The sequence below is a fragment of the Dyadobacter sp. HNCC25DJ185 genome, assembly GCF_056895195.1.
This window is the reverse complement of record NZ_JBXHAR010000004.1, coordinates 686,448-706,248: the sequence shown is the minus strand read 5'-3', so window position 1 is coordinate 706,248 and position 19,801 is coordinate 686,448. Positions and strand designations below refer to the sequence as shown.

Here is a 19,801-nt window from a genome sequence, read left to right as displayed (position 1 = left end):
AATGATTCCCAACCCCTACTTCGCCAACTGCAAATCCGCAATACTCTTAATCCGATTCCGCTCCAAAAACGCATCAATCGTCTCAAAATGCTCGATCACACGCTTCTCCTTAAACTCAAAAACCTTTTGTGAGAGTCCTTGTAAAAAATCCCGGTCGTGAGAAACCAGCACCAATGTTCCATCAAAGTTTGCCAAGTTAGTTTACTCCGATTAGAATTAGGCGCGTCTGTTAACTCAATACAGCAGCCCAAACATCCAAAGCGGTACCTTCGAACCGTATCCAACTTCAAGTCCATCCGCCGCAATATAGGCATTTTCCAGGCCGGCAAGCTGTTGCCGCGACTTGTTGGATCCGCCTACTTCAATGGTGATTTGTCGATCGAGCCGGAAATCTCCTTTGTCGGTATACTCCAATTTATGCAGAGGCTGGACCTGGCTTAGAAAAAAGCTTTCCCTTAAAGTACCGATATCGGGCCTGCTTTGGTGTAGCGCGTATTGCAGATTGGGATGACTCAGATATACCTTTTCCGGTTTTTGTAGCCGGGTAATGCCGAAGCTATCGCGATGCAGTAGCATCAAGACGCCCAGCTCTTCCAGATAGTGCATGTACTCAACCACCAAAGCCCGACTGGTATTTAGTGTCTCGCCTAATTTGCTGACATTCGGTTTCAACGGAACGCTCTCCGCCAACACCACCAGCAATTGTTTCAGCTTATCGACCGACGCGTAGCTGATACCATAAACAGCAGGCAAATCAAGTTCCAAACTCAGTTGAATGGTTTCTGTAAGTTTTTGCGCGTAAACCTCTCTGTTTTCCAGGAAATAGGGATAGTACCCGTGTTGCAGATAATCATTCCAGTATGCAAGAGGCTTGATAGTTTGCGTGAGATCGAGTGCCAGTTGGGTATGTCCGCTCAGAAGATCCGATAACGATACGGCTGGCCAGGAAACGATATCCTGAATCTGAAGAAATTCCCGAAACGATAGTCCCTGCAAATGGTACATCACGGCGCGTCGGCTCAAATCGCCTTTGCTGCGCTCCAAATGCATAATGGACGAGCCGGTGAAGACTATTCGCAAATCCGGAAAATCGTCGTAGAGGTTTTTGATTTCCTGCGACCAGTTGGCGTACCGGTGTACTTCGTCCAAAACCAACAATTTTCCGCCAGTCTTTACAAATGTTTCTCCCAGATCATAGAGACGATGCGCGCTGAAATACAGATCGTCCAAACTCACATACAATGTTTGTCCGGAAGAGGAAGATGCTTGCTTCAAATATTGAAGCACCAGTGTTGTTTTACCGGCTCCTCTCGCACCTTTGATTCCAATCAGTCGGTTGTGTTCCCAATCGATCTGATGAATGATATCACGCACGAACTTAGTCGACGTGCGTTGTAGCTTGGCCAGGTATTTTGTGAAAATGGCTTCCAAGTGTTATTTATAAATTACAAAAATAGCAAGATTTTGTAATTTATAAATAACACTTTCTTCGATTGTTGAGCCAAACTTCCTACCTCACCAACTGCAAATCCGCAATACTCTTAATCCGATTCCGCTCCAAAAATGCATCAATCGTCTCAAAATGCTCGATCACCCGTTTATCCTTAAATTCAAAAACCTTTTGAGACAAGCCTTGTAAAAAGTCACGATCGTGGGAAACCAGCACCAATGTTCCATCAAAGTTCCGGAGTGCTTCTTTTAAAACATCCTTCGACTTCAAATCCAGGTGGTTCGTAGGCTCATCGAGAATCAGCAGGTTTACAGGTTCCAAAAGCAGCTTCACCATCGCAAGACGCGTTTTTTCTCCGCCCGACAATACACTTACTTTCTTGTCGATATCGTCACCCTGAAACATAAATGCTCCCAGAATATTTTTGATCTGGGTTCTTACATCTCCTTCTGCGACCTCGTCCACCGTTTGGAAAATGGTCAGATTAGGATCCAGTAAGGATGCCTGGTTTTGCGCGAAGTAGCCGACTTTGACATTATGCCCAAGCTGGCAGGTACCGTCCACATTGATCTGCCCCATGATCGCCTTGATCATGGTCGATTTACCTTCCCCATTCCGGCCTACAAACGATACCTTTTCACCTCTTGAAATGGTCATGCTGGCATTTTTAAATACCACGTGATCGCCGTACGATTTGGAAACATCTTTCACGGTAACCGGATAGTCGCCGGACCGTGGCGAGGGTGGGAAACGAAGTTTCAGGGCTGAATTGTCGATTTCATCAATTTCAATGATTTCCAGTTTCTCCAGCATGCGTTCGCGGGAGGAAACCTGGTTGGTTTTGGAATATGTTCCGCGGAAGCGTTCGATGAATTGCATGTTATCGGCAATCATTTTCTGCTGTTCCTGATAGGCCTTGATCTGATGCGACCTGCGCTCTTCGCGCAATACCAGGTAATGTGAATAGTTGGCTTTATAGTCAAAAATCCGGCCCATGGTTACTTCAATGGTCCGATTGGTAATGTTGTCGATGAAGGCACGGTCGTGGGAAATGACCATGACTGCATTGGATTTGTTCACTAAAAAATCTTCCAGCCACATCACAGATTCAATGTCAATATGGTTGGTAGGCTCATCGAGCAAAATAAGATCTGGCTTTTGCAATAAAATTTTGGCCAGCTCAATGCGCATACGCCAGCCTCCGCTGAATTCCTTGGTTTGCCGATGAAAATCTTCCGGCCTGAATCCCAGTCCTTTCAGGGCTTTCTCTACCTCCGCGTCATAATTGACTTCTTCCAGCTGGTAATATTTTTCACCCAGTTCGGTTACCTGCTCGATGATCGCCATATATTCATCGCTCTCGTAATCGGTGCGGGTTTCGAGCGCAAGATTCAGTTTTTCCATTTCGGCACGCATTTCAAAAACCTGCTTGAATGCTTTGGCGGCTTCTTCGAAAACGGTACAGTTGTCTTCGGTGAGCAAATGTTGCGGCAAATAAGCGATCACGGCATCTTTGGGTGCACGCACATGGCCGCGATTGGCTTTTTGTTCACCCGCAATAATTTTCATCATCGTGGATTTCCCCGCTCCATTCTTACCCATCAGGGCAATTTTATCGGTAGGATTAATAGCAAAAGATACCTCACTAAAAAGCGTAGAACCATTAAATTCAACGGCCAAATTCTCAACTGTAATCATCGTCTCATTTTTTGAAGCCGCAAAGGTACAACGATACGGTGGAAAGAACGAAAAATGTCATTGAACCAAATGTGAATGAAGGGCGTATAAAAATGTGGACACTATGTCTACTTAATTACTTTAAAAGCATATAATCAACTAAAAGATATGGACACACGTACAACATTGTCAGTCAATGAGAGCTTCCTGGAAATGCTGACAGATATCAAAAACCGTGGAGCGAAAGCGGAAATGATCCTGGATATCAACGGACTGGAACGGGCTGAGGGAATGATCAAGGAAATTCATGCTCACGATCCGAACCCTTACATGGAGCTCGAAGACGGGAGGAAGATTGTAGAAAAAACAATCGCCGCATTGAATGGCATTTTCCGGCCGGAGTATTCGGGATGTTGATTGTCGTGATTGATGCTTAACAATTACCTGTACAAAGTCTTTTTCCGGACTCTGCTCAATGTTTCAGCCGAAATTCCGAGGTAAGAGGCGATCACGCTCTGGGGGAAGCGCCGGATGAAATCTGGGTATGTCCTGGTCATTTGTTCGTACCGCTCTTCTGCGTCAAGACTGATGGAAGAATAAATGCGCCTTTGCGTTGCAATAGTCGATTTACGGTCAATCTCTTTGACCATTAAATCGACTGCGGGGATGGTTTTTATGAGATCCTGCATGTTCTCGTAGGTAATGAGCAGCACATCCGAATCTTCTGTCATTTCAATATAGAAATGTGATGGCGTCTGCAGATTATAACTTTCATAGTCGCCTAGCCACCATGATTCAATGGCCAGCCGGACCGTCGTCTCGTGGCTATTTTCTTTAATGGCGTACAGCCTGCCGGCACCCTTGATGATAAAAGCCATGTACTTGCACACGTCGCCTTCCTGCAAAAGGTACTGCCGCTTTCTGAGATGTCTCTCTTTAAATGCATTTTGTATCTGCTCTTTTTCCAGTTCGCTCAATTGTCGGGACGACTTTGATTCAATGTATCCAAAAAGTGGCGCGTAATCCATAAATAATGGGTTTGTAGTCGAAGCAGTGAAAGTGGTCGCTTGCTGGTAAAACTAATCAAACATACAAATACGCGCAATTTCTGATCATCGGAAAGTTGAGGCATTGACAAATGTCAAGGGAAATCTCCTGCTTTTGTCAATGCACGACCGGTAAGATTGCCGGAACTTTGATCCATCAAACAAGATCAAAAAACATGAACGCAACAGACAAAAGCGGCGTCGTCCGTATCAGCAAACAGGGCTCGCCTTCCGTATTGGAATATACAAGCGAGATCGTTGGTCGTCCCGGAAACAATCAGGTTTTGGTGAGACAAAAATCCATCGCTCTCAACTTCGTCGACGTCATGTTTCGAAACGGGACATTCCCTTTAAACCAATTACCGGCTACAATCGGGGTCGAAGCTGCGGGTGTTGTGGAGGGTGTGGGTACTGGTGTTAATGATTGGGCGATAGGCGACCGCGTGGGTTACTACTTTTCGCCAGGCGCCTATGCCGAAAAGCGGGTGATCCATCAAGATCAGTTGGTTAGCCTTCCTGACGACGTATCCTTTGACCAGGCAGCCTCATTACTAGCCAAAGGGCTCACTGCGCGCATGCTCGTCAAACAGGCTTACCCGGTGCAGCCAGGCGACGTGGTCCTGGTACATGCAGCAGCTGGCGGGGTTGGGTCACTGGTAAGCAGGTGGGCAAAGTCACTGGGGGCAATCGTGATTGGAACAGTCGGGAGCGTGTCCAAGAAAGTGCTGGCGGAAAGCCAGGGACTTGATCTCGTTATCGCCCTGGATTCGGAGGACCTTGCCAGGCAAGTCAATTCAATTACAAAAGGTTTGGGTGTCGACGCGGTGTTTGACGGTGTCGGGAAAGCTACTTTCGGCAAATCTGTTCCGCTGGTAAAAGATGATGGGAACATTGTACTTTACGGAAACGCATCAGGTTCGCCAGAAATAGATGCCGGGTACCTGGCCTCCAAAAATATCAGACTTGTTCGCCCGTCTTTGGGACAGTATCTGCCAGACAAGCAAAGTCTCGACTCAGCCGTCGGTGAATTGTTTGAAGCTGTTCGCACCGGTGTATTTGGGGAAATCAAACCAACCATTTACCCATTAGCTGAAGTGTCAAAAGCGCACCAGGACCTGGAAGCAAGCCGGACAGCCGGTTCTGTTATTTTTCATCCTTAACCACAAGATTAAAAAAATAATGGTTTGTGCTGATAAGCCAGGCCTTTACATCAAGATGTTTTACTTTAACCAAAAACCTCCATTATGGACGCTCAATTCATTAAGAAGTTACAAGAAAACCATGTTGCCGCCTGGAACGAAAGAGATCGTGAAAAGAGGGACAGCCTGTTAGAAACGATCTATGCAGAAGATATCAAAATGTACGATCCGGATACCATTTTCCAGAGCCTGGCCGAAGTTTCAGATTTCATCGGCAAACTTCACGCGCAAGATCCTGACTTTCTGTTCAGTGCAGCCAAACCCATAGACTCCACCCAAAATGGGGTGCGTTTGTATGGACATATCGGTACCAAAGAAAAGCCTGATATGATGAGCAGTATGGATTTCTTTATCATTGAAAATGGAAAAGCCGCGCATCTGTACGTCATGCTGGAGCCGGCTACAAACTAACGTTTACCTTACCCTTCGCCACAACAACCTCGCTGCTAAATATGTAATCAGCATCCCGGCGATCCGCGTAAGACTGTTGAATGAGCTCCTTCCTGCGGACTACTTTGCCTTTAAAAAGCACTTTACCATTTTGCCGGATGGTAATTTGCTTGTCCAGGTTCATCATTTTGTCGTTCAGGTGAATGTATAACGTATCGTTATCATTCCGCTGAATGTCAATTTCCTGGCCACGGTAAGATGCGAAGACCGTGTGGCCTTTTACTGCCGAACCTTGCGGAACAGAAAGCCAATAGAAATGCTTCCGCACCACATCGTCCTGAACCCAGTTTACCTTTTGGGGATATGGATTGCGTTTGAATTTCGCCATCCAGGCGACACTGATTGTATCCTGCTGTTTCATCCAATGCGGCATACCGGCCATCAAATGCGCATCATGAATGAAAGCGCCTTTATCAGTCAATTGCAGCGAGTCGAGCCTTTTGGACCATTCGGTTAATAAAGCATTGCGGTTGTATGCAGCATCTTTTTCGCCTACGGCCAGAAAAAATGGTAAGTTCCGGAGGTTCAGAATGGCCGCGTCGCCGGGATGTCCGGCCATCATTGCGGCTGCTGCCCAATGATCGGCCATACGCGGGGCGAGCTGGTATACGCCGTCGCCACCCGCGGAATATCCCATGACATATACTTTATTCGGATTGACACCTTCTATGATCACTGCGTCCAGAATGGCCCTTTCGAGCAGACCATCTACCGGCTCCTGATGCCACATATTCCAGGTGTTCGACGGCGATCGGGGCACGAAATAAACGCCTTCGGCGGGTTTATAAAGCCTTTGTTGATTCTTGTACTGCTGATCGTTCATCGCTGCCGGGCCATTGCCTCCGCCGTGCAGGGAAATAAACATGCTCCGGCCATCGCCTGGTTTTTCACCAAAAACCTTCACCGTGAACAGCAGACTGTCATTGCCGATCTGGATTTTCCCCTTTTCCCATTCTGCTTTGCCGGTGGACAGGTACTTCTCTTGATAATCCGAAACGACCTTTTCGGCCTCGGCAACAGCCTCTTTGGCAGTAATACTCTTGGTAGAAGGCTGTGCGAATGTGACTGAAACATGCAAATAGAAAAGACAAAAAGGAGCTGCTTTGAAAAGGAACATATAGAAGTGAAATGTTGGATCTTAATAGAAAATAAGCCGCAAGGTACAAAGTTTCAGGTTTTAGGCTCCTGTTCAACAATTTTGAAATGAAATCAAAAAATCGTAAAAAGTATACAACAGCCCTGAATTCGTATTCATACCAGCCCGGTTTTCACCCCGACCTTTGATGCATCATTTTAACGATTAGAGATCATGAAAACCATTTTAATTACAGGAGCAAGCAGCGGTATTGGTGAAGAAACTGCTAAATTATTTCAAGCCAAAGGCTGGAACGCAAAAGACCGGGAAAACGCCGGTGGCATTCAGAAATATGAATTAAAAATAGGTCTTCACCGCGAAGTTGAATTGGTCAGTGAATATTTTTTTAAACGGGCTGATATTATTCTGCTCATAAAATACCAACATCGCTTTTTTATATTCAACGGCATCGACAGTCCTGAAAGAGATAGGGCAGTATTGGTGAGCAATCAGAATTGCATTACTAACTATGCGGGCTGTTCGCTTGTTACCATCATTGAATGCCTGAATATATGACAGCAATACCAAGGCAAATAAAGATTTTTCAAACACGTTTTCTTTCCGATTGATCAATCTGCACATATCTTCCAGCGCTTCCCTGATCTGGTGTTCATTGTCGAGCGGTTTATAGTTTGTCCCGGAAATACCCACGCGTCTTCGCCTGATATTACGTTCAACTTCAAGGTCTTTAATAAGAATGCTATGGATGTCCTCAATCCGCGCGATGGACAAAGGCACTACATAATCAGGATTCTCTACAATGAAATTGAGCGCCTCTTTGTGATTCAATAACATCGTCGCATCATCCTTGGGCTTACCGGCGGCAGTTTCCTTCTCTTTTAATAAACGCTCAGTTTCCAACAGCGAATAAGTATTGCCTTCAATTTGCGACGACTTCCAGCTCAAATCAATCGCAAGTCTTTCCATTTCCTTATTATAGGCTGCCGGGCTCATCTCGCTAACATTCTTGCGGAACTCGTCTTGCAACTGTGCCAGGCGATCTGCTTCTTCGGCCGTAAACAAATTTACGTCCCATAATACCTTGGTGATCAGCTGGAAATTGAAATCTTCCAGAATTTCCCGCTCGTCAATCTCCTGCTCGAAGTAAATAGCCATGTCCACCGGACCAAAAAGCTTATTTGCCGGACTGACCACATACCTTGTCGCCCGGGTCCGTCCCTCAGCCAACAATTGGCCCGTTGCAACCAATGTAGCTATTGCTCTTTTGGTGGTCGCGTATGAACCCCGGCCTACCGCTTTATGGATCTCAACAGAAGAGCATAAGGGATGATCCTTTACGAATTGAAGAATATCAGAATCTATTCGTGGCATTATTACGGCTCATTTTATATCGAATTAAAGTTCAAATTTAATAGAAAATGAGCTGTAATTTTAGCATTGGTGAGCCGTAAACCAATTATAGCTCATAACTGATCCAATTAAGGATCACTTTTCGATATTTTTGAGCTGATTTCTAAATAGTCACGAGCCATAAGGGTTTCTTTGGCTCGTCAGGAAAAGACCGTCTGGACGGGAAACAAAAAAGGACTGTCGCCAACAGTCCTCCAATCTTTAAGCCTTACCAGCCATTTTTTCAAGCGCCTCCGAAAGCACTTTCACATCAAAAAGCGCCGACTTTTCGGCCATATCAAACGGAATATCCGAATGATAAAGCGCCAGATCATGGATCATTTTGAGCGAATCCGCCAGCACCTTGGGCCCCTGACATTCGACCAGATACCAAAACTCGGCTTGGGATTCCGTCAGCGGAGTGCTGGCATTTGATGCGTGACGTGCATCATTCGTTGGGTTGACTGAATTTGCATTCGAGTCGACACCTGAACCATCTAGAGTTTGCATTTGGCAATGGTTTTGAAAAAGTGGAAAAAAAGGAGAGGTCACCGCAAACTCTAACGAAGAATACTTCGGCCAGGTCTCGGGACTTGCACCCGTATGCCTCTCCAAGGCCGTTTAGGCCTGGCTTTCCTTAAATTAATCATACGTATTCTACTAAGAGTTTGCGGGGCAAATATAGGGGAAAGTTTTGGATGGGTGCGAGCGGATGAATTAACGGTGATCCCTATTGCTTGGAATCGGATATATGTTTATAGAGAGGGCGGCCATAAACACTGCTGCTGAGTATTGGTTTTTTAAAGTGTAGTATGAATACCTAAAATGACCGTGATAATAGGCAGACAATTAAAACCGAAAGCAGGCTGAATGAATATTAATCACCCAACCTTCCCACTTTCGAAGTAAAAACTTAGACTTGTAACAGCTTCATCTTAACGTGTTCTTAATGAGTATTTTACAGTATAGCTATTTGATATGTTTAGCCACAACGAAGATTTTCCAACTCTTCAATTTCTGCATTTACGGATTCAAGCACAGCTTGCTTAAAGTTTTCGAATTCAGAGGAGCTTGTGAAATTTCTTCGCAAATATATTCTGATCATTATTGACATCAGGTCCGCCCGTTCAAACTCTATGCTAGCTTCCTCCCATTCTTGATGAAAGATATATTGTCCTTGCGAATTCTTCTTTGCTACAAAAATGGACTTTTCAGTGCTATCCTTAAATGTTTCATTTTTATACATATCTGAGACAGCAAATATTTTTCTTCCGAAAAGACCAAATAACTTTTCATCTATTTTCTTTTTTATCTCTTTAAGTTGATTAGATTTTTTATCGAACGGCTTTTTACTTAATATGATTTTAAACTGAAAAACTCTCTTAAATAGTTTTCTATCAATCAACTCGTCTAATACCGAGTTTTCCAAATCTGAAACGCACAGTTTTTCCCTTACTGTATCTGCTAGAAAATATTCATCGCTATTACGAATATAAAAGCTTTGCAAATGCGATAACTCAGCAAACGAACTTTCGTCAAATATTCTAACTTTATTATTTTTACTTTCAGCTGTTGCGAAGCTTAACATTGAGTTGGCGGACCTATTAGTTTTATGAAAATAAACCTGATTATATAAGTGCGACCTTGATTGAATAAATCGAAGTATTGAATCTAGCCCGCTCTCTTTATATGCTAAAAAGATATTACCATTTTTTTCAAATGGTAGAAAGGAAGAAAAAATTCGACTAGTGTCATATATACCATATGTAACACCTGAGAAATAGCTATCTCTCAAAAGATAATCCATTCTATCAGCATCGATAGGAAAACCAGTGATTATATTTGAGAAGAAAGGGGTATAAATATTACCTGATTCGTCACAAAAATCCTCTAAATCAGGGAACTTAGATTCAACCAGCTTGACAATTCGTTCTGCACTTATTCCTTCTATCACTCTTTTAGTATCTTCCGAGAATTTTTCGGGGCGCTCAAAGCAAGTTGTTTTTAAGCTATCTATAAGATGAAAAATAAAGGCACAAGAAATAATTTCGTGGTCTACTATTTCTTTTCCTTTTAATAAATATTCAAATCCATTGCTATATTGGGTTAATCTTGATTCATTAGAAATTATTTCTAAAAATTTTTTCGTAGAAACCGTAAATTCATCAAATAAGTGTGAAAGAGGCCCGTGGCCAAGATCATGTAAAAGCGTGGCTAATCTTAACTCTTGATAATATATCTCTTCTCTGTCTTCCAACTTATCAAGATTGAAGAAGCTGGTGTCAGATGGGCGTTTATACTTGATCAGTTTATTTGTTCCGGTAGCAAAGTTTTCCTTACATGCATCGAATATCTTGCCCGCCAAATGCATTACTCCAATCGAATGTTCGAACCGAGTATGATTAGCAGATGGAAATATATAATACAAGAAGGTATTTTGCTTTACCCGTCTAAGCCGAGAAAAGATGGGTTGAGATATACACCACTTTTCTATCTCGGATAGCTTTATATCACCATGAAGTGGATCTAGGATACTCCCATAGTATTTGTCTCGGTAATTTGTTTGTTGCATTATTTAGATGTTTAGATATAAATAGAAGGGTATTTCACGCCAGCCATTCGACGGGTATAAGAGCGTTCCCATCTGTCCATGGAGACTCAACAAGAGATTCTTGGAATCTATTGTCATCTAAATTGGCATGCTCTAAAACAATTATCTGAAATTTTGAATCCATATCAATTACGGTCTCGAACAATAAATCAAACATCCGTTGAACCGCTATGACATCGGCGCCCGCTTCCCTTACACCTTCCGCCTTACCATCCAAAGCCAAGTAGGCTTCTCGCGAGGGGAAGTAGACCTGAGATGGTTGATCTAAGATCAAGAAATTCGGAACTGGACGTTTATTCTTTATAAAATATTCATGTAATGAAAGCAGCGCAAGTAGATGACATCCTAGATAGTTTTCTGCACTGCCCATACGATCCATAGGAATGGGGAGACCAGGCGAATCTGCTACAACAGTCAGTTTCTTGATATCAAGACGATAAAGAGAATTCTTGGAGTGTTCAAGCTTCAGACTAGAAGCTTTTAATGTCATTCTCGCCCCTATTATATTTAGAATAGAGGCAATCGCCTCCTCTACATGCTCAACATTCAGATCTCCTTCCAAATCCTCAACATTCTGAGCTAATCTCCTAATTCGATCAAGGAGTTGTGAATTTGCTTCCACAGAAGCAACGCTCTCTAAATAAAGGCTTACTCGCCCCGCTACCCTTGCCGCCAGAATGTTAAAGTCCTGTAATTCACTTACGTCAATATCGGACTTGACTGTGCTGGCTAATAGCTGTTCAGCATCTCTTATTTGTTCTCTCAAAGTTTCTATCTCAGCATTCAATCGCTTCAGATAACCCTCTATTCTGGGACGCTCAGTGTGAACATTGTCTGCGCTTTCTCTAACCCTTCGCAAAGCTTCACTAAGATTTACAACAGACGGGGTGGGAGATTGCAAGTAGGAATCACACACCGGACAATGAGTATGATCTACATTTTCGTCACTGAAAAGCTGCACAGCACTTAGGCGGGAGGCTTGTTCGTTCACCTCAAATTTAAATCCGTCAGCTTGCCTCACATAATTTTCAGCTTCTTTGATTTCCTCCTGTTTGGAGCGAAATGCACTTCTCAATGCCTTAATATTTCGTTGCTGGACAAGGACAGATTGACCTATGTCGCCTACGGGATTCTGCGGATTCCACTGAGCGATTTCCTCCAATGAACTGATTATGTCATTCATAGACATTTCATCAATAACATCTTCACCCCAAAGCCCTACAAGTTTCGCTTCATTTAACATGCGCTTAGCTCCAAGAGATTGCTTATCTATTATATTTTCAGCGTCTTTTAGCTCGCGTTGCAAAATCTTTAGCTGTCGTCGCTCTTCTCGGAGCTTTTGAATTAAGTCTAATCTTTCCTCGCTCACAGCACCTAGAAAATAGCCAATTGTGTCTTTAATGTGCTGAGATATCATTGGTTCCGATTGCCGCCAAAATAGCATCTTTCTATTTGCGACAAGACCTTGATCCTGGAATAGATAAAATTTCGCATGATCGATTGTCGATTCAAATGGAATCATCGATCGTCCCTCATTTACAATTGTTTCATTTGCGGTGATTCCTAAAAGACGTGACAAATTCTTTTTTATTCCGTCATCGTTTGTGTTAAGAATCAGTGACTGCATATTTGGAAACTCAATATCTGACCCTTCTGACCAGTAAGCTTGGCTTTGCGAAAGGGCTCTTCCTTTTGGGGCAGGTTTGGCAATGAATACTTGACCATTCTCAAACTGAAACAGGACAGAGTACCAGGCCACAACATCCCGATTAACACCCTCAAAAACGTTAAATGTGGATCGTCCTAAACAATAATCAACTATATCTATCACCGCAGACTTTCCAGTACCAGATTTCCCAGTAATAATATTTACCTTACCTATTTCAAATGGTAAGATGCGCATCTCTCCCTTCGATGAGTATAATACGATTGACTTGATTTGCATGGTCAATTTTTTAATGTTCTTATATTCCATAGAGCAACAACTGTCGATAAATCCCCAGCAGTACCAAACCAGCGACCTACCATTAAGGCTTTAACAATACAGATAGATGCTTCGGAATTTCCTTTGTCAATATTTTTCAATTTTAATTCGTTTGCTTTTATCTCTCCGTTTTCTTTAACAACTAATATTTGGTGCTGCAAACCGAAAACTATTGCATTTCTGACATATTTATCCATTGCCTTTACACGCCTTTCAAAACCTATTTTAACTTCTTGATGATCCTGGATCCAAGGATGCAGCTTGGTTGCCATCGTTTTTGGCAGTAAGTCTCGGGTTGGTTTGTGCATTAGCATCGGGAAAATTATAAAGAGCAAAAGGTAGGATATATCATTACCTGACTCCTTTTTATAACCCACTACAATTTGGTGTATTAGTACCGCACAAAAAGCTGGATTAAAAAGATTAGATACTTCTTCCGGTATCGTATGAGGAATTTTCAATTCGGTCATTTCATTTCAATAATACTATCTAGAAATTCTATAAATTTTGGATGCCAATACACACTTGGTGGATTACGATCAGCGAGTATATGAAAGCTACCCCGAGTAACATATTCGCTCCCAACTGGCATCTTCGGTCGAATTGGTAAATCAAATGACTCCATCCAGGCTAGAATCGATTTACCAAATCTTTGACAATTGATGTGTGAGTCAAGTTCATCATAGTCATCTTGAAGAATCGTCATATAACGATCCCATTCTTGGTGCAATCGGGCCTCATAAAAAATTAGCTCGTCATCTATTAGAAGACTTTCACGAGCCCATCTCGATCTTTGCTCAAAAGCTCGATAATAATCCAATACCGCGTTACGAATTCTTTTTGAGTTTAATTTCAAATAATTGAGTTGCCTAACGAAAATACGATTATCTAAATCTGTGAAGTACTCATCAGGTGCAAGTGTCAACGTGTAGTCAATTGGAAGGCTATCCTTGTGGATCTGCTCAGAGATGCTTATGTTTTTTACAAATAATTCGGACTGGGAGATAGGAGTTTTAGATTCATTTACGATATGATCAATTGCTTTATTGAACCACCAGCCTTCTAAACGTTCATATAAGGCATCTATGTGGTTTGCTGACACCGATAATCGAAGTTTTTTCTTGATGTCGTTAACAATATTAGTTATATTTTTACTGCCATCGATAATCGTTATTGCTCGAATTAAGCTCCGCTGTTGTTGTGAAGATAATGCCTTGAAAACTTTGAATGATGAAGCTAAGTTGGCATTGTCTGACTCATTTGAAATACTTCTCAGTAGTTCCAAAGCTTTATCTTCATTTCTTTCACCAGTTTTTCTCAAAAGCGCCGCAACTGTATTAATAGGAGCTTCCGCCGTTGTAATTAGATTAAGCGAAACATCTTCTGGCTGCCAATCTCCATTTAAAAGAGATTGTCCCCACACACGGAGAGTTTTCCAGATCTCTGGACTTGAATTTGTTAAATTTGCGGAACCTTTAACATGATGCTTTAATTGATCAAGTGTGAGTAATCCATCTCCTGAAATCGAAATATCGTCTAAGCCCTCTATAATCAGAGATGCCTCCTCTCGATCGTCAGTTAGTAAAGAAAATAATGAATAGCGGACTTGGTATAGGTAGCCGAGAGCTTGGGGGCCGGCAGAAAATGGTGTCGTCATGATACTGAGATTGAGGGCATCTACCTCGCGACAAGTGAGTATTTAATAAATTTTACTTATTGATATTCAAGATTTTATTTAGTGGTATGTTGATTTTAAAGAATGTATAACATGATAATCTTCTACGACGCCATCAAATAACTTCTCTACTTATCCTCGCGTGGATGGAATGATATGTTTAACTTCATCAGTTCAAAATCCAAAAGCATGTGTCCTTCTTCATTACTTGGTGAACTATATTTGTTCAATGCGAAACAAGTTCATAGTCGCTATTCCCAGTTGTCAATAACTACACACGTCTATATATGAGCAAAAAAAAGCCTGTCAGCGAAGAAAAATCCATCATACGATCGTCGGCCGCCGAATACTTAACTTTTGTCGCAGCTGGCGGCTCTGGTGGCGTAGAGGCGATCTATGCTGACGAAAATGTGTGGCTTAGTCAAAAAATGTTGGGGCTACTTTACAATGTTGAATCACACACGGTCAACTACCACTTGAAAAAAGTGTTCGCAGATAGCGAATTGGAACAAATTTCAGTTATTCGAAATTTTCGAGTAACTACCAGTAAGAAGATATGCGAGTGTGTTAAAAGAGCGTCTCAAAGCCTATCAATCCAAATCCCCCGCCCGCTCCTCATACTCATCCAGAACCTTATCATTCATATACTCAAGCCTCTTCTCCAAAGACAATTCCGTAACCGCCTCATAAGAAATAAAAGTGCAAGACTCTTTCAAAGGCCTTTTCTCTAAAAGCGCAAAAACGGGCCGGGAGATTTCTTGCAGCACTTTTTCGCGCCGCTTGGCTGGGGCTACGATGTGGGCACTGATGTCAAGATTGGGTTGCAGGGCCATCAGATCGGCCATTCGGAGGATGCCGGAATAGATTGACGTCGTATGTTCCACTTCAAAAGCACGAACGATCGACCGGCCTTTGATCCAGAGTACATCGATATTTTCAATGGTTCGAAGCGTGATGGTATCATAATTCAATGGCAGCGTGGTAAGGAGTGAGTCGGTTTCAGGTTTCCAAACGGCCAGGACTCTTTGCATGTCACTTTTCGGCGTTTTTTGCGACTCACGAAATCCGGAAATCGATCGCTCGGTTTCGGTGAATGCCTGGTAGGTGTCGGGAGAGAAGAGGGTGATGTAGTAGGCCATTTGCTTTTTCAAACGGACAAGATAGCTGCAAATATGCGATTTGGCAACTAGGGGTGAAGCTCGTAAGGTGCCTACAATGACCGTCTCGCCAAACATCTTGGAACGTTTCACAAAACCCTCGCCGCCGGACCCGAACTGATTTTGCCTCATCAAAACACGCAACCATCATAACAAAACAGTTTTGGTTACAGGGGGCCGAAGTAGGAGGCTCTCCAACTAAAACCGATCTTCAGGGACAAATATTGATTCGATGTAACCGTGCGTTATATAGTCACTACTCATCTCTACAACGTATCATCTATGAAAAACGCTACTCCCTTTTGTTTGCTGCTTGCAGCGCTCCTCCTCATTTCCGCCGCTGAATCTCAGGCTCAATACTTTGTAGGCATTCGTGGAGGTGTCAATTTTGCCAATTTTAAGCCCGGGACCATTTTTGATTATGATACCAGGGTCGGGGCGAACGTCGCATTGCTTTTGAACAAACCCGTCAATTCTTTCCTGAGCATTCAAATTGAACCCGGTTTTTCACAGCGCGGCGCGCGATATGAGACGTCGGGGGAGGGCCCTTTGAACGGCGTTATCCTGAGTAGTGAAGACAAAGGGAAATTTCGGTCTAGCTTCATCGAGCTCCCGGTTTTGCTGCAATGGAAGCCGCGGATTGGAAAATTTGAGGGCATTGTATCCCTTGGGCCTGAGCTTCGTTATCGCCTCGGCCACATGAAGTTGAAGTACACTTCCAAAATCACATACGGAGGTGTCGTGTCAAAGGACGAGTCGGGCGTGGTCAATTTGGATGGAGGCTTCGGGCAAAGAGCATTTGATTATGGCCTGGCAGGCGGCGCGGGCATTGCTTACCCTGCCCAATACTTCAAGATTTTCGGAGAAGCGCGTTACCACCTGGGCCTACGGCCTTTGGTTGAGGACCTGAAAACGTACAACCGCGGCGTATCGGTCCACCTGGGCGTGCTGGTACCGATGGGGAAATAAAAAGGATTGCCGCTAACCCCCTTCACACCTGCGGAATCTCCGCATTCAAACTATTCGTAGTCGCGACCCGCCGGTTCGGTTTGTTCTTTTTCAGATACCGTACGTGCATGATCCCGATGAGCAATGCTAAAAATCCCTGGCCCAACACGGTGGCCCGCACGCCGATATGTTGCGAAAGGTAGCTGACGATCAGGCTGCCAATGGGGACGCCGCCGGAGTAGGCCATCACAAAAATGCTGATCACCCGGCCGCGCATGGTCGGCGTCACCAGTGTTTGTATCAGCGTGTTGCTGATCGTGGTTTGCGACATCATTCCAAATGCACCGATCGCGATGAAGAGCAGTGCCAGCGCATACAGGCTCGTGTATGAAAAAAGGATCAGCCCCGTGCCGAAAACGAATGTATTGATCGCCAGTATCCTGCTGAGGTTGGTGCCGGGCGGCAGCGTCGCCAGGAAAATCGCCCCGCTTAATGCGCCAAAGCCGATCGCACTGTCGAGCAGGCCGAATGTGGAAGCGGTGCCCCGGAAAATGTCTTTCGCGTAAATGGGCATCAGGCTGGTGAAAGGGAGCAGCAGCAGGCTTACCATGGCCAGCATGACGATAATGTACCGGATCTCGGGTGTTTGCCTGATGTAAGTCAGTCCTTCGGCGAGTTCGTTGAGGATGTTTTTGGTATGCTTTACCGGCTGGAATTGTGGCAGCCTGATCAGCAGCAGGGAACTGATCACGGCAATGAAGCTGAATGTATTGGCAGCAAAGCAGACCACCTCGCCAAACCGTTCGATGGCCACGCCGGCAATGGCCGGGCCGAGGAGTTTGGAAAGATTGACCATGGATGAATTCAGCGCCAGCGCATTGGGGAGGTTCTTCTTATCGTCCACCAGTTCATACACCAGCGACTGCCGCGCCGGCACATCGAATGCATTGATCAGGCCCAGCACGACGCTCAGCGCAATGATCTCCCAAACCGCATAATGCTTGAAAAACACCACCATCGTCAGCGCAAGCGCCTGCGCCATGGACAGCACCTGGGTGATCAGCAGCACGCGGTACCGGTTGTAACGGTCCGAAACGACGCCACCCAGCGGGGTAAGCATGGCAGATGGAAAGAGGGTTGCAAAAATGCTCACGCCCAGCATAAACTTGGAGTGCGTCAGTGAGTAAATCACCCAGCTGACGGCCGTTTTCTGCATCCAGGTACCTAGCAGTGAAATGGTTTGTCCTGCAAAAAATAACTTGTAATTACGGCTCTCAAAAGCACTCAATGCGGCAATCTTCATGCAGTTTGTTGATGGGTAACAGCGCGGGTTGCAGCCTTTTTGTGCTCACCGGCGGATAGTGCTGTCCCTGTAAAAAGCTTGCCACAATTGCCTGCGGCCGACAGTAACCTTTTTCCGCATTATCAAAATAGCTGACACCCACTCCCTCACTTCCACTTCAAAATATTAAACTTATGCCCATCCGGATCCGTAAACGCACAGCCATATAACCCATGAAAGGCCTTGGGCGGGCTGAACACCACACCACCGGCTGCTTCCACTTTCGCCGCCCAGTCGTGAACTTCTTCCTCAGTTTCGGCGGAGATAGAAAACATGATTTCGTTGCCTTTGCTGAGGTCGGCCAGTTCACCTTCCATCGCTTTTTTCAGACTTTCGTCCTTGAAAAAGTGGATCACAAAACCTTCGTCGCCGAATATAAAGCTGGCCAGCTCATCGCTTTCGTGGCCGACATTTTTCTGGAAACCGAGTTGCGTGTAAAATGCTTTGGTACGCTCCACATTTGCGACGCCCAGATTGGCCCATATTTGCACTTTCATCATGGTTTGCGGTTAAATACTTTATATTTAAGTAAATTATATATAATATGTGTAGGCGGCCCTTCACTTTCGCATATATTTGTGCTTTCCAGTCGCCTGTAAATCCATCAAGACAATGTTGAAAACCTTCTACTTATCGCTCATTCTCTTGTTCCTATGCACCGTTCCGAGCCTGTGGGCCTGTTCGTGCATCAACGATTTCAAGCGAATCAAATCCTTCGACGATCTAAATGCCTACGAATTCGTCGCATTAGTAAAGGTCACCTCCGAAACCATCAATCCTCCCTCAGATTCAACTCCTTTTCGCGACGCGACGCTGGGGTTGAAAATCGTTGAGAAATTCAAGGGGAAAGACATCCGCGAATTGATTGAAAAAGACGTGCAATCGTCATGTGATATGGGTATCGATGTGGGGGATGAATGGGTTTTATTCGCAACATCCTACAACGGCAAGCTATCAATCTCGGCCTGCAGCAGGAATATCCGGTACCGGGATAAGGACGGCGTTCGCGACTGGCATTACAAACGCGGCATCGAGGAATTGGAAGATCTGAGGATTTTGTACGGACGCGGCCAGAAGCGGCAGCGCGACGGTGTCAGCCGCCAATACTATCCCGATGGCAAAGTTGAAATCGAGGAAACGTATCAGGATGGTCTCAGAAATGGTATCCGGACGGTATACCACCGGAACGGAAAAATTTGGGGCAGGCAAATGTTTGTGAACGATACGCTGCAGGGAAAATCGGAATGGTTCTTTCTATCGGGCCAGTTGCATGATCAAAAATTTTACCGGAACGGTATTTTAATCAATATGTCGAGGGTTTATCACGACACCACCGTCACGGACCGGCAGAAAAAATTTCTCATCAGAGATTTTTATAATACGGAAGATTCGCTCCGTAAAACTTTTAGCCGCATTCAGGTTTGGCTGGAAGCGCTTTACGATTACGACGGGAAAATCATCCTCTCTCGGGAATATTCGCGGTGGGGTAAAATACAGCAGCAATACATTCATCATCTCGATGAAAACTATTTTACTTCGGTTTATTACCATGATAACGGGGAGGTTAAGGCTGTTCTGCATCATAAAAATCATAAGAATATCGGCCATTATCAGGAATACGACCCGGAAGGAAATCCAACCAGGTCCCTGGATTACGACGCCGATGGCAAACAAATCAACCTGCAAATTCCCAAATAATCGTGCATCGCCCGGCCTCACCCGAAAACGGAGAGGCGAAGTACTAACACGAGGGTTTAATTGTTGATAGGAATGTCTT

The 19,801-nt window shown here is 44.3% G+C and carries 19 protein-coding genes; 5 read left to right on the top strand and 14 right to left on the bottom strand.

The window, feature by feature from the left end:
• Nucleotides 1-15: 15 nt before the first annotated feature.
• From AC1XUF_RS14855 to AC1XUF_RS14845, 3 genes are all read right to left on the bottom strand, one after another.
• On the bottom strand, nucleotides 16-195 hold the full coding sequence (locus tag AC1XUF_RS14855; protein WP_483342585.1) for a hypothetical protein: 180 nt from the start codon (nucleotides 193-195) through the stop codon (nucleotides 16-18).
• A gap of 39 nt (nucleotides 196-234) precedes the next feature.
• Complete coding sequence (locus tag AC1XUF_RS14850; RefSeq protein WP_483342584.1) at nucleotides 235-1,431, bottom strand: ATP-binding protein; 1,197 nt, start codon at nucleotides 1,429-1,431, stop codon at nucleotides 235-237.
• A gap of 79 nt (nucleotides 1,432-1,510) precedes the next feature.
• Nucleotides 1,511-3,148 (bottom strand): ABC-F family ATP-binding cassette domain-containing protein, encoded by a 1,638-nt coding sequence (locus AC1XUF_RS14845; RefSeq protein ID WP_483342583.1) that lies wholly within the window; start codon nucleotides 3,146-3,148, stop codon nucleotides 1,511-1,513.
• Between the two features lie 147 nt (nucleotides 3,149-3,295).
• On the opposite strand from AC1XUF_RS14845, the gene AC1XUF_RS14840 reads away from it, so the two are divergent.
• Nucleotides 3,296-3,544, top strand: coding sequence for a hypothetical protein (locus tag AC1XUF_RS14840; protein ID WP_483342582.1), 249 nt, complete (start codon nucleotides 3,296-3,298; stop codon nucleotides 3,542-3,544).
• A 23-nt stretch (nucleotides 3,545-3,567) separates the two neighbouring features.
• Here the strand turns inward: AC1XUF_RS14840 and AC1XUF_RS14835 are convergent, their stop codons facing one another.
• Nucleotides 3,568-4,155 carry a Crp/Fnr family transcriptional regulator gene (locus AC1XUF_RS14835; RefSeq protein WP_483342581.1) on the bottom strand — a complete coding sequence of 196 codons (588 nt, stop codon included), beginning with the start codon at nucleotides 4,153-4,155 and terminating at the stop codon, nucleotides 3,568-3,570.
• Nucleotides 4,156-4,349: 194 nt separating this feature from the next.
• Between AC1XUF_RS14835 and AC1XUF_RS14830 the strand changes: the two genes are divergently transcribed.
• Together AC1XUF_RS14830 and AC1XUF_RS14825 are read left to right on the top strand one after the other, a co-directional pair.
• Nucleotides 4,350-5,333: a quinone oxidoreductase family protein gene (locus AC1XUF_RS14830; protein ID WP_483342580.1), complete on the top strand. Its 984-nt coding sequence runs from the start codon at nucleotides 4,350-4,352 to the stop codon at nucleotides 5,331-5,333.
• A gap of 84 nt (nucleotides 5,334-5,417) precedes the next feature.
• Complete coding sequence (locus AC1XUF_RS14825; RefSeq protein ID WP_483342579.1) at nucleotides 5,418-5,783, top strand: nuclear transport factor 2 family protein; 366 nt, start codon at nucleotides 5,418-5,420, stop codon at nucleotides 5,781-5,783.
• On the opposite strand, the gene AC1XUF_RS14820 is transcribed toward AC1XUF_RS14825, so the two are convergent.
• The 8 genes from AC1XUF_RS14820 to AC1XUF_RS14785 form a co-directional block, all read right to left on the bottom strand.
• Nucleotides 5,773-6,939, bottom strand: coding sequence for a hypothetical protein (locus AC1XUF_RS14820; protein ID WP_483342578.1), 1,167 nt, complete (start codon nucleotides 6,937-6,939; stop codon nucleotides 5,773-5,775). The genes AC1XUF_RS14825 and AC1XUF_RS14820 overlap by 11 nt on opposite strands.
• 315 nt (nucleotides 6,940-7,254) lie before the next feature.
• Complete coding sequence (locus tag AC1XUF_RS14815) at nucleotides 7,255-8,289, bottom strand: Fic family protein (RefSeq protein WP_483342577.1); 1,035 nt, start codon at nucleotides 8,287-8,289, stop codon at nucleotides 7,255-7,257.
• Between the two features lie 240 nt (nucleotides 8,290-8,529).
• Nucleotides 8,530-8,817: a hypothetical protein gene (locus AC1XUF_RS14810; protein WP_483342576.1), complete on the bottom strand. Its 288-nt coding sequence runs from the start codon at nucleotides 8,815-8,817 to the stop codon at nucleotides 8,530-8,532.
• A 472-nt stretch (nucleotides 8,818-9,289) separates the two neighbouring features.
• Nucleotides 9,290-10,879: an HD domain-containing protein gene (locus tag AC1XUF_RS14805; RefSeq protein ID WP_483342575.1), complete on the bottom strand. Its 1,590-nt coding sequence runs from the start codon at nucleotides 10,877-10,879 to the stop codon at nucleotides 9,290-9,292.
• Nucleotides 10,880-10,913: 34 nt separating this feature from the next.
• Complete coding sequence (locus AC1XUF_RS14800; RefSeq protein ID WP_483342574.1) at nucleotides 10,914-12,893, bottom strand: DUF3732 domain-containing protein; 1,980 nt, start codon at nucleotides 12,891-12,893, stop codon at nucleotides 10,914-10,916.
• Nucleotides 12,866-13,372: a three component ABC system middle component gene (locus tag AC1XUF_RS14795; RefSeq protein ID WP_483342573.1), complete on the bottom strand. Its 507-nt coding sequence runs from the start codon at nucleotides 13,370-13,372 to the stop codon at nucleotides 12,866-12,868. The genes AC1XUF_RS14800 and AC1XUF_RS14795 overlap by 28 nt, the downstream gene beginning before the upstream one ends.
• Nucleotides 13,369-14,559, bottom strand: a complete 1,191-nt coding sequence (locus AC1XUF_RS14790) for an ABC-three component system protein (protein WP_483342572.1) — start codon at nucleotides 14,557-14,559, stop codon at nucleotides 13,369-13,371. Before AC1XUF_RS14790 ends, AC1XUF_RS14795 begins: the two co-directional genes overlap by 4 nt.
• A 608-nt stretch (nucleotides 14,560-15,167) precedes the next feature.
• Nucleotides 15,168-15,866, bottom strand: coding sequence for a hypothetical protein (locus tag AC1XUF_RS14785; RefSeq protein ID WP_483342571.1), 699 nt, complete (start codon nucleotides 15,864-15,866; stop codon nucleotides 15,168-15,170).
• A 150-nt stretch (nucleotides 15,867-16,016) separates the two neighbouring features.
• On the opposite strand from AC1XUF_RS14785, the gene AC1XUF_RS14780 reads away from it, so the two are divergent.
• Entirely contained in the window at nucleotides 16,017-16,703 is a 687-nt protein-coding gene (locus AC1XUF_RS14780; RefSeq protein WP_483342570.1) for a porin family protein, read from the top strand.
• 22 nt (nucleotides 16,704-16,725) lie between these two features.
• Here AC1XUF_RS14780 and AC1XUF_RS14775 read toward each other — a convergent pair whose 3' ends face one another.
• A complete protein-coding gene (locus AC1XUF_RS14775) occupies nucleotides 16,726-17,985 on the bottom strand; it encodes an MFS transporter (RefSeq protein WP_483342569.1) in 1,260 nt (419 codons plus the stop codon).
• Nucleotides 17,986-18,131: 146 nt separating this feature from the next.
• Entirely contained in the window at nucleotides 18,132-18,524 is a 393-nt protein-coding gene (locus AC1XUF_RS14770) for a VOC family protein (protein WP_483342568.1), read from the bottom strand.
• 112 nt (nucleotides 18,525-18,636) lie between these two features.
• Here AC1XUF_RS14770 and AC1XUF_RS14765 point away from each other — a divergent pair, with 112 nt between their 5' ends.
• Nucleotides 18,637-19,722: a toxin-antitoxin system YwqK family antitoxin gene (locus AC1XUF_RS14765; RefSeq protein WP_483342567.1), complete on the top strand. Its 1,086-nt coding sequence runs from the start codon at nucleotides 18,637-18,639 to the stop codon at nucleotides 19,720-19,722.
• Nucleotides 19,723-19,801 lie beyond the last annotated feature (79 nt).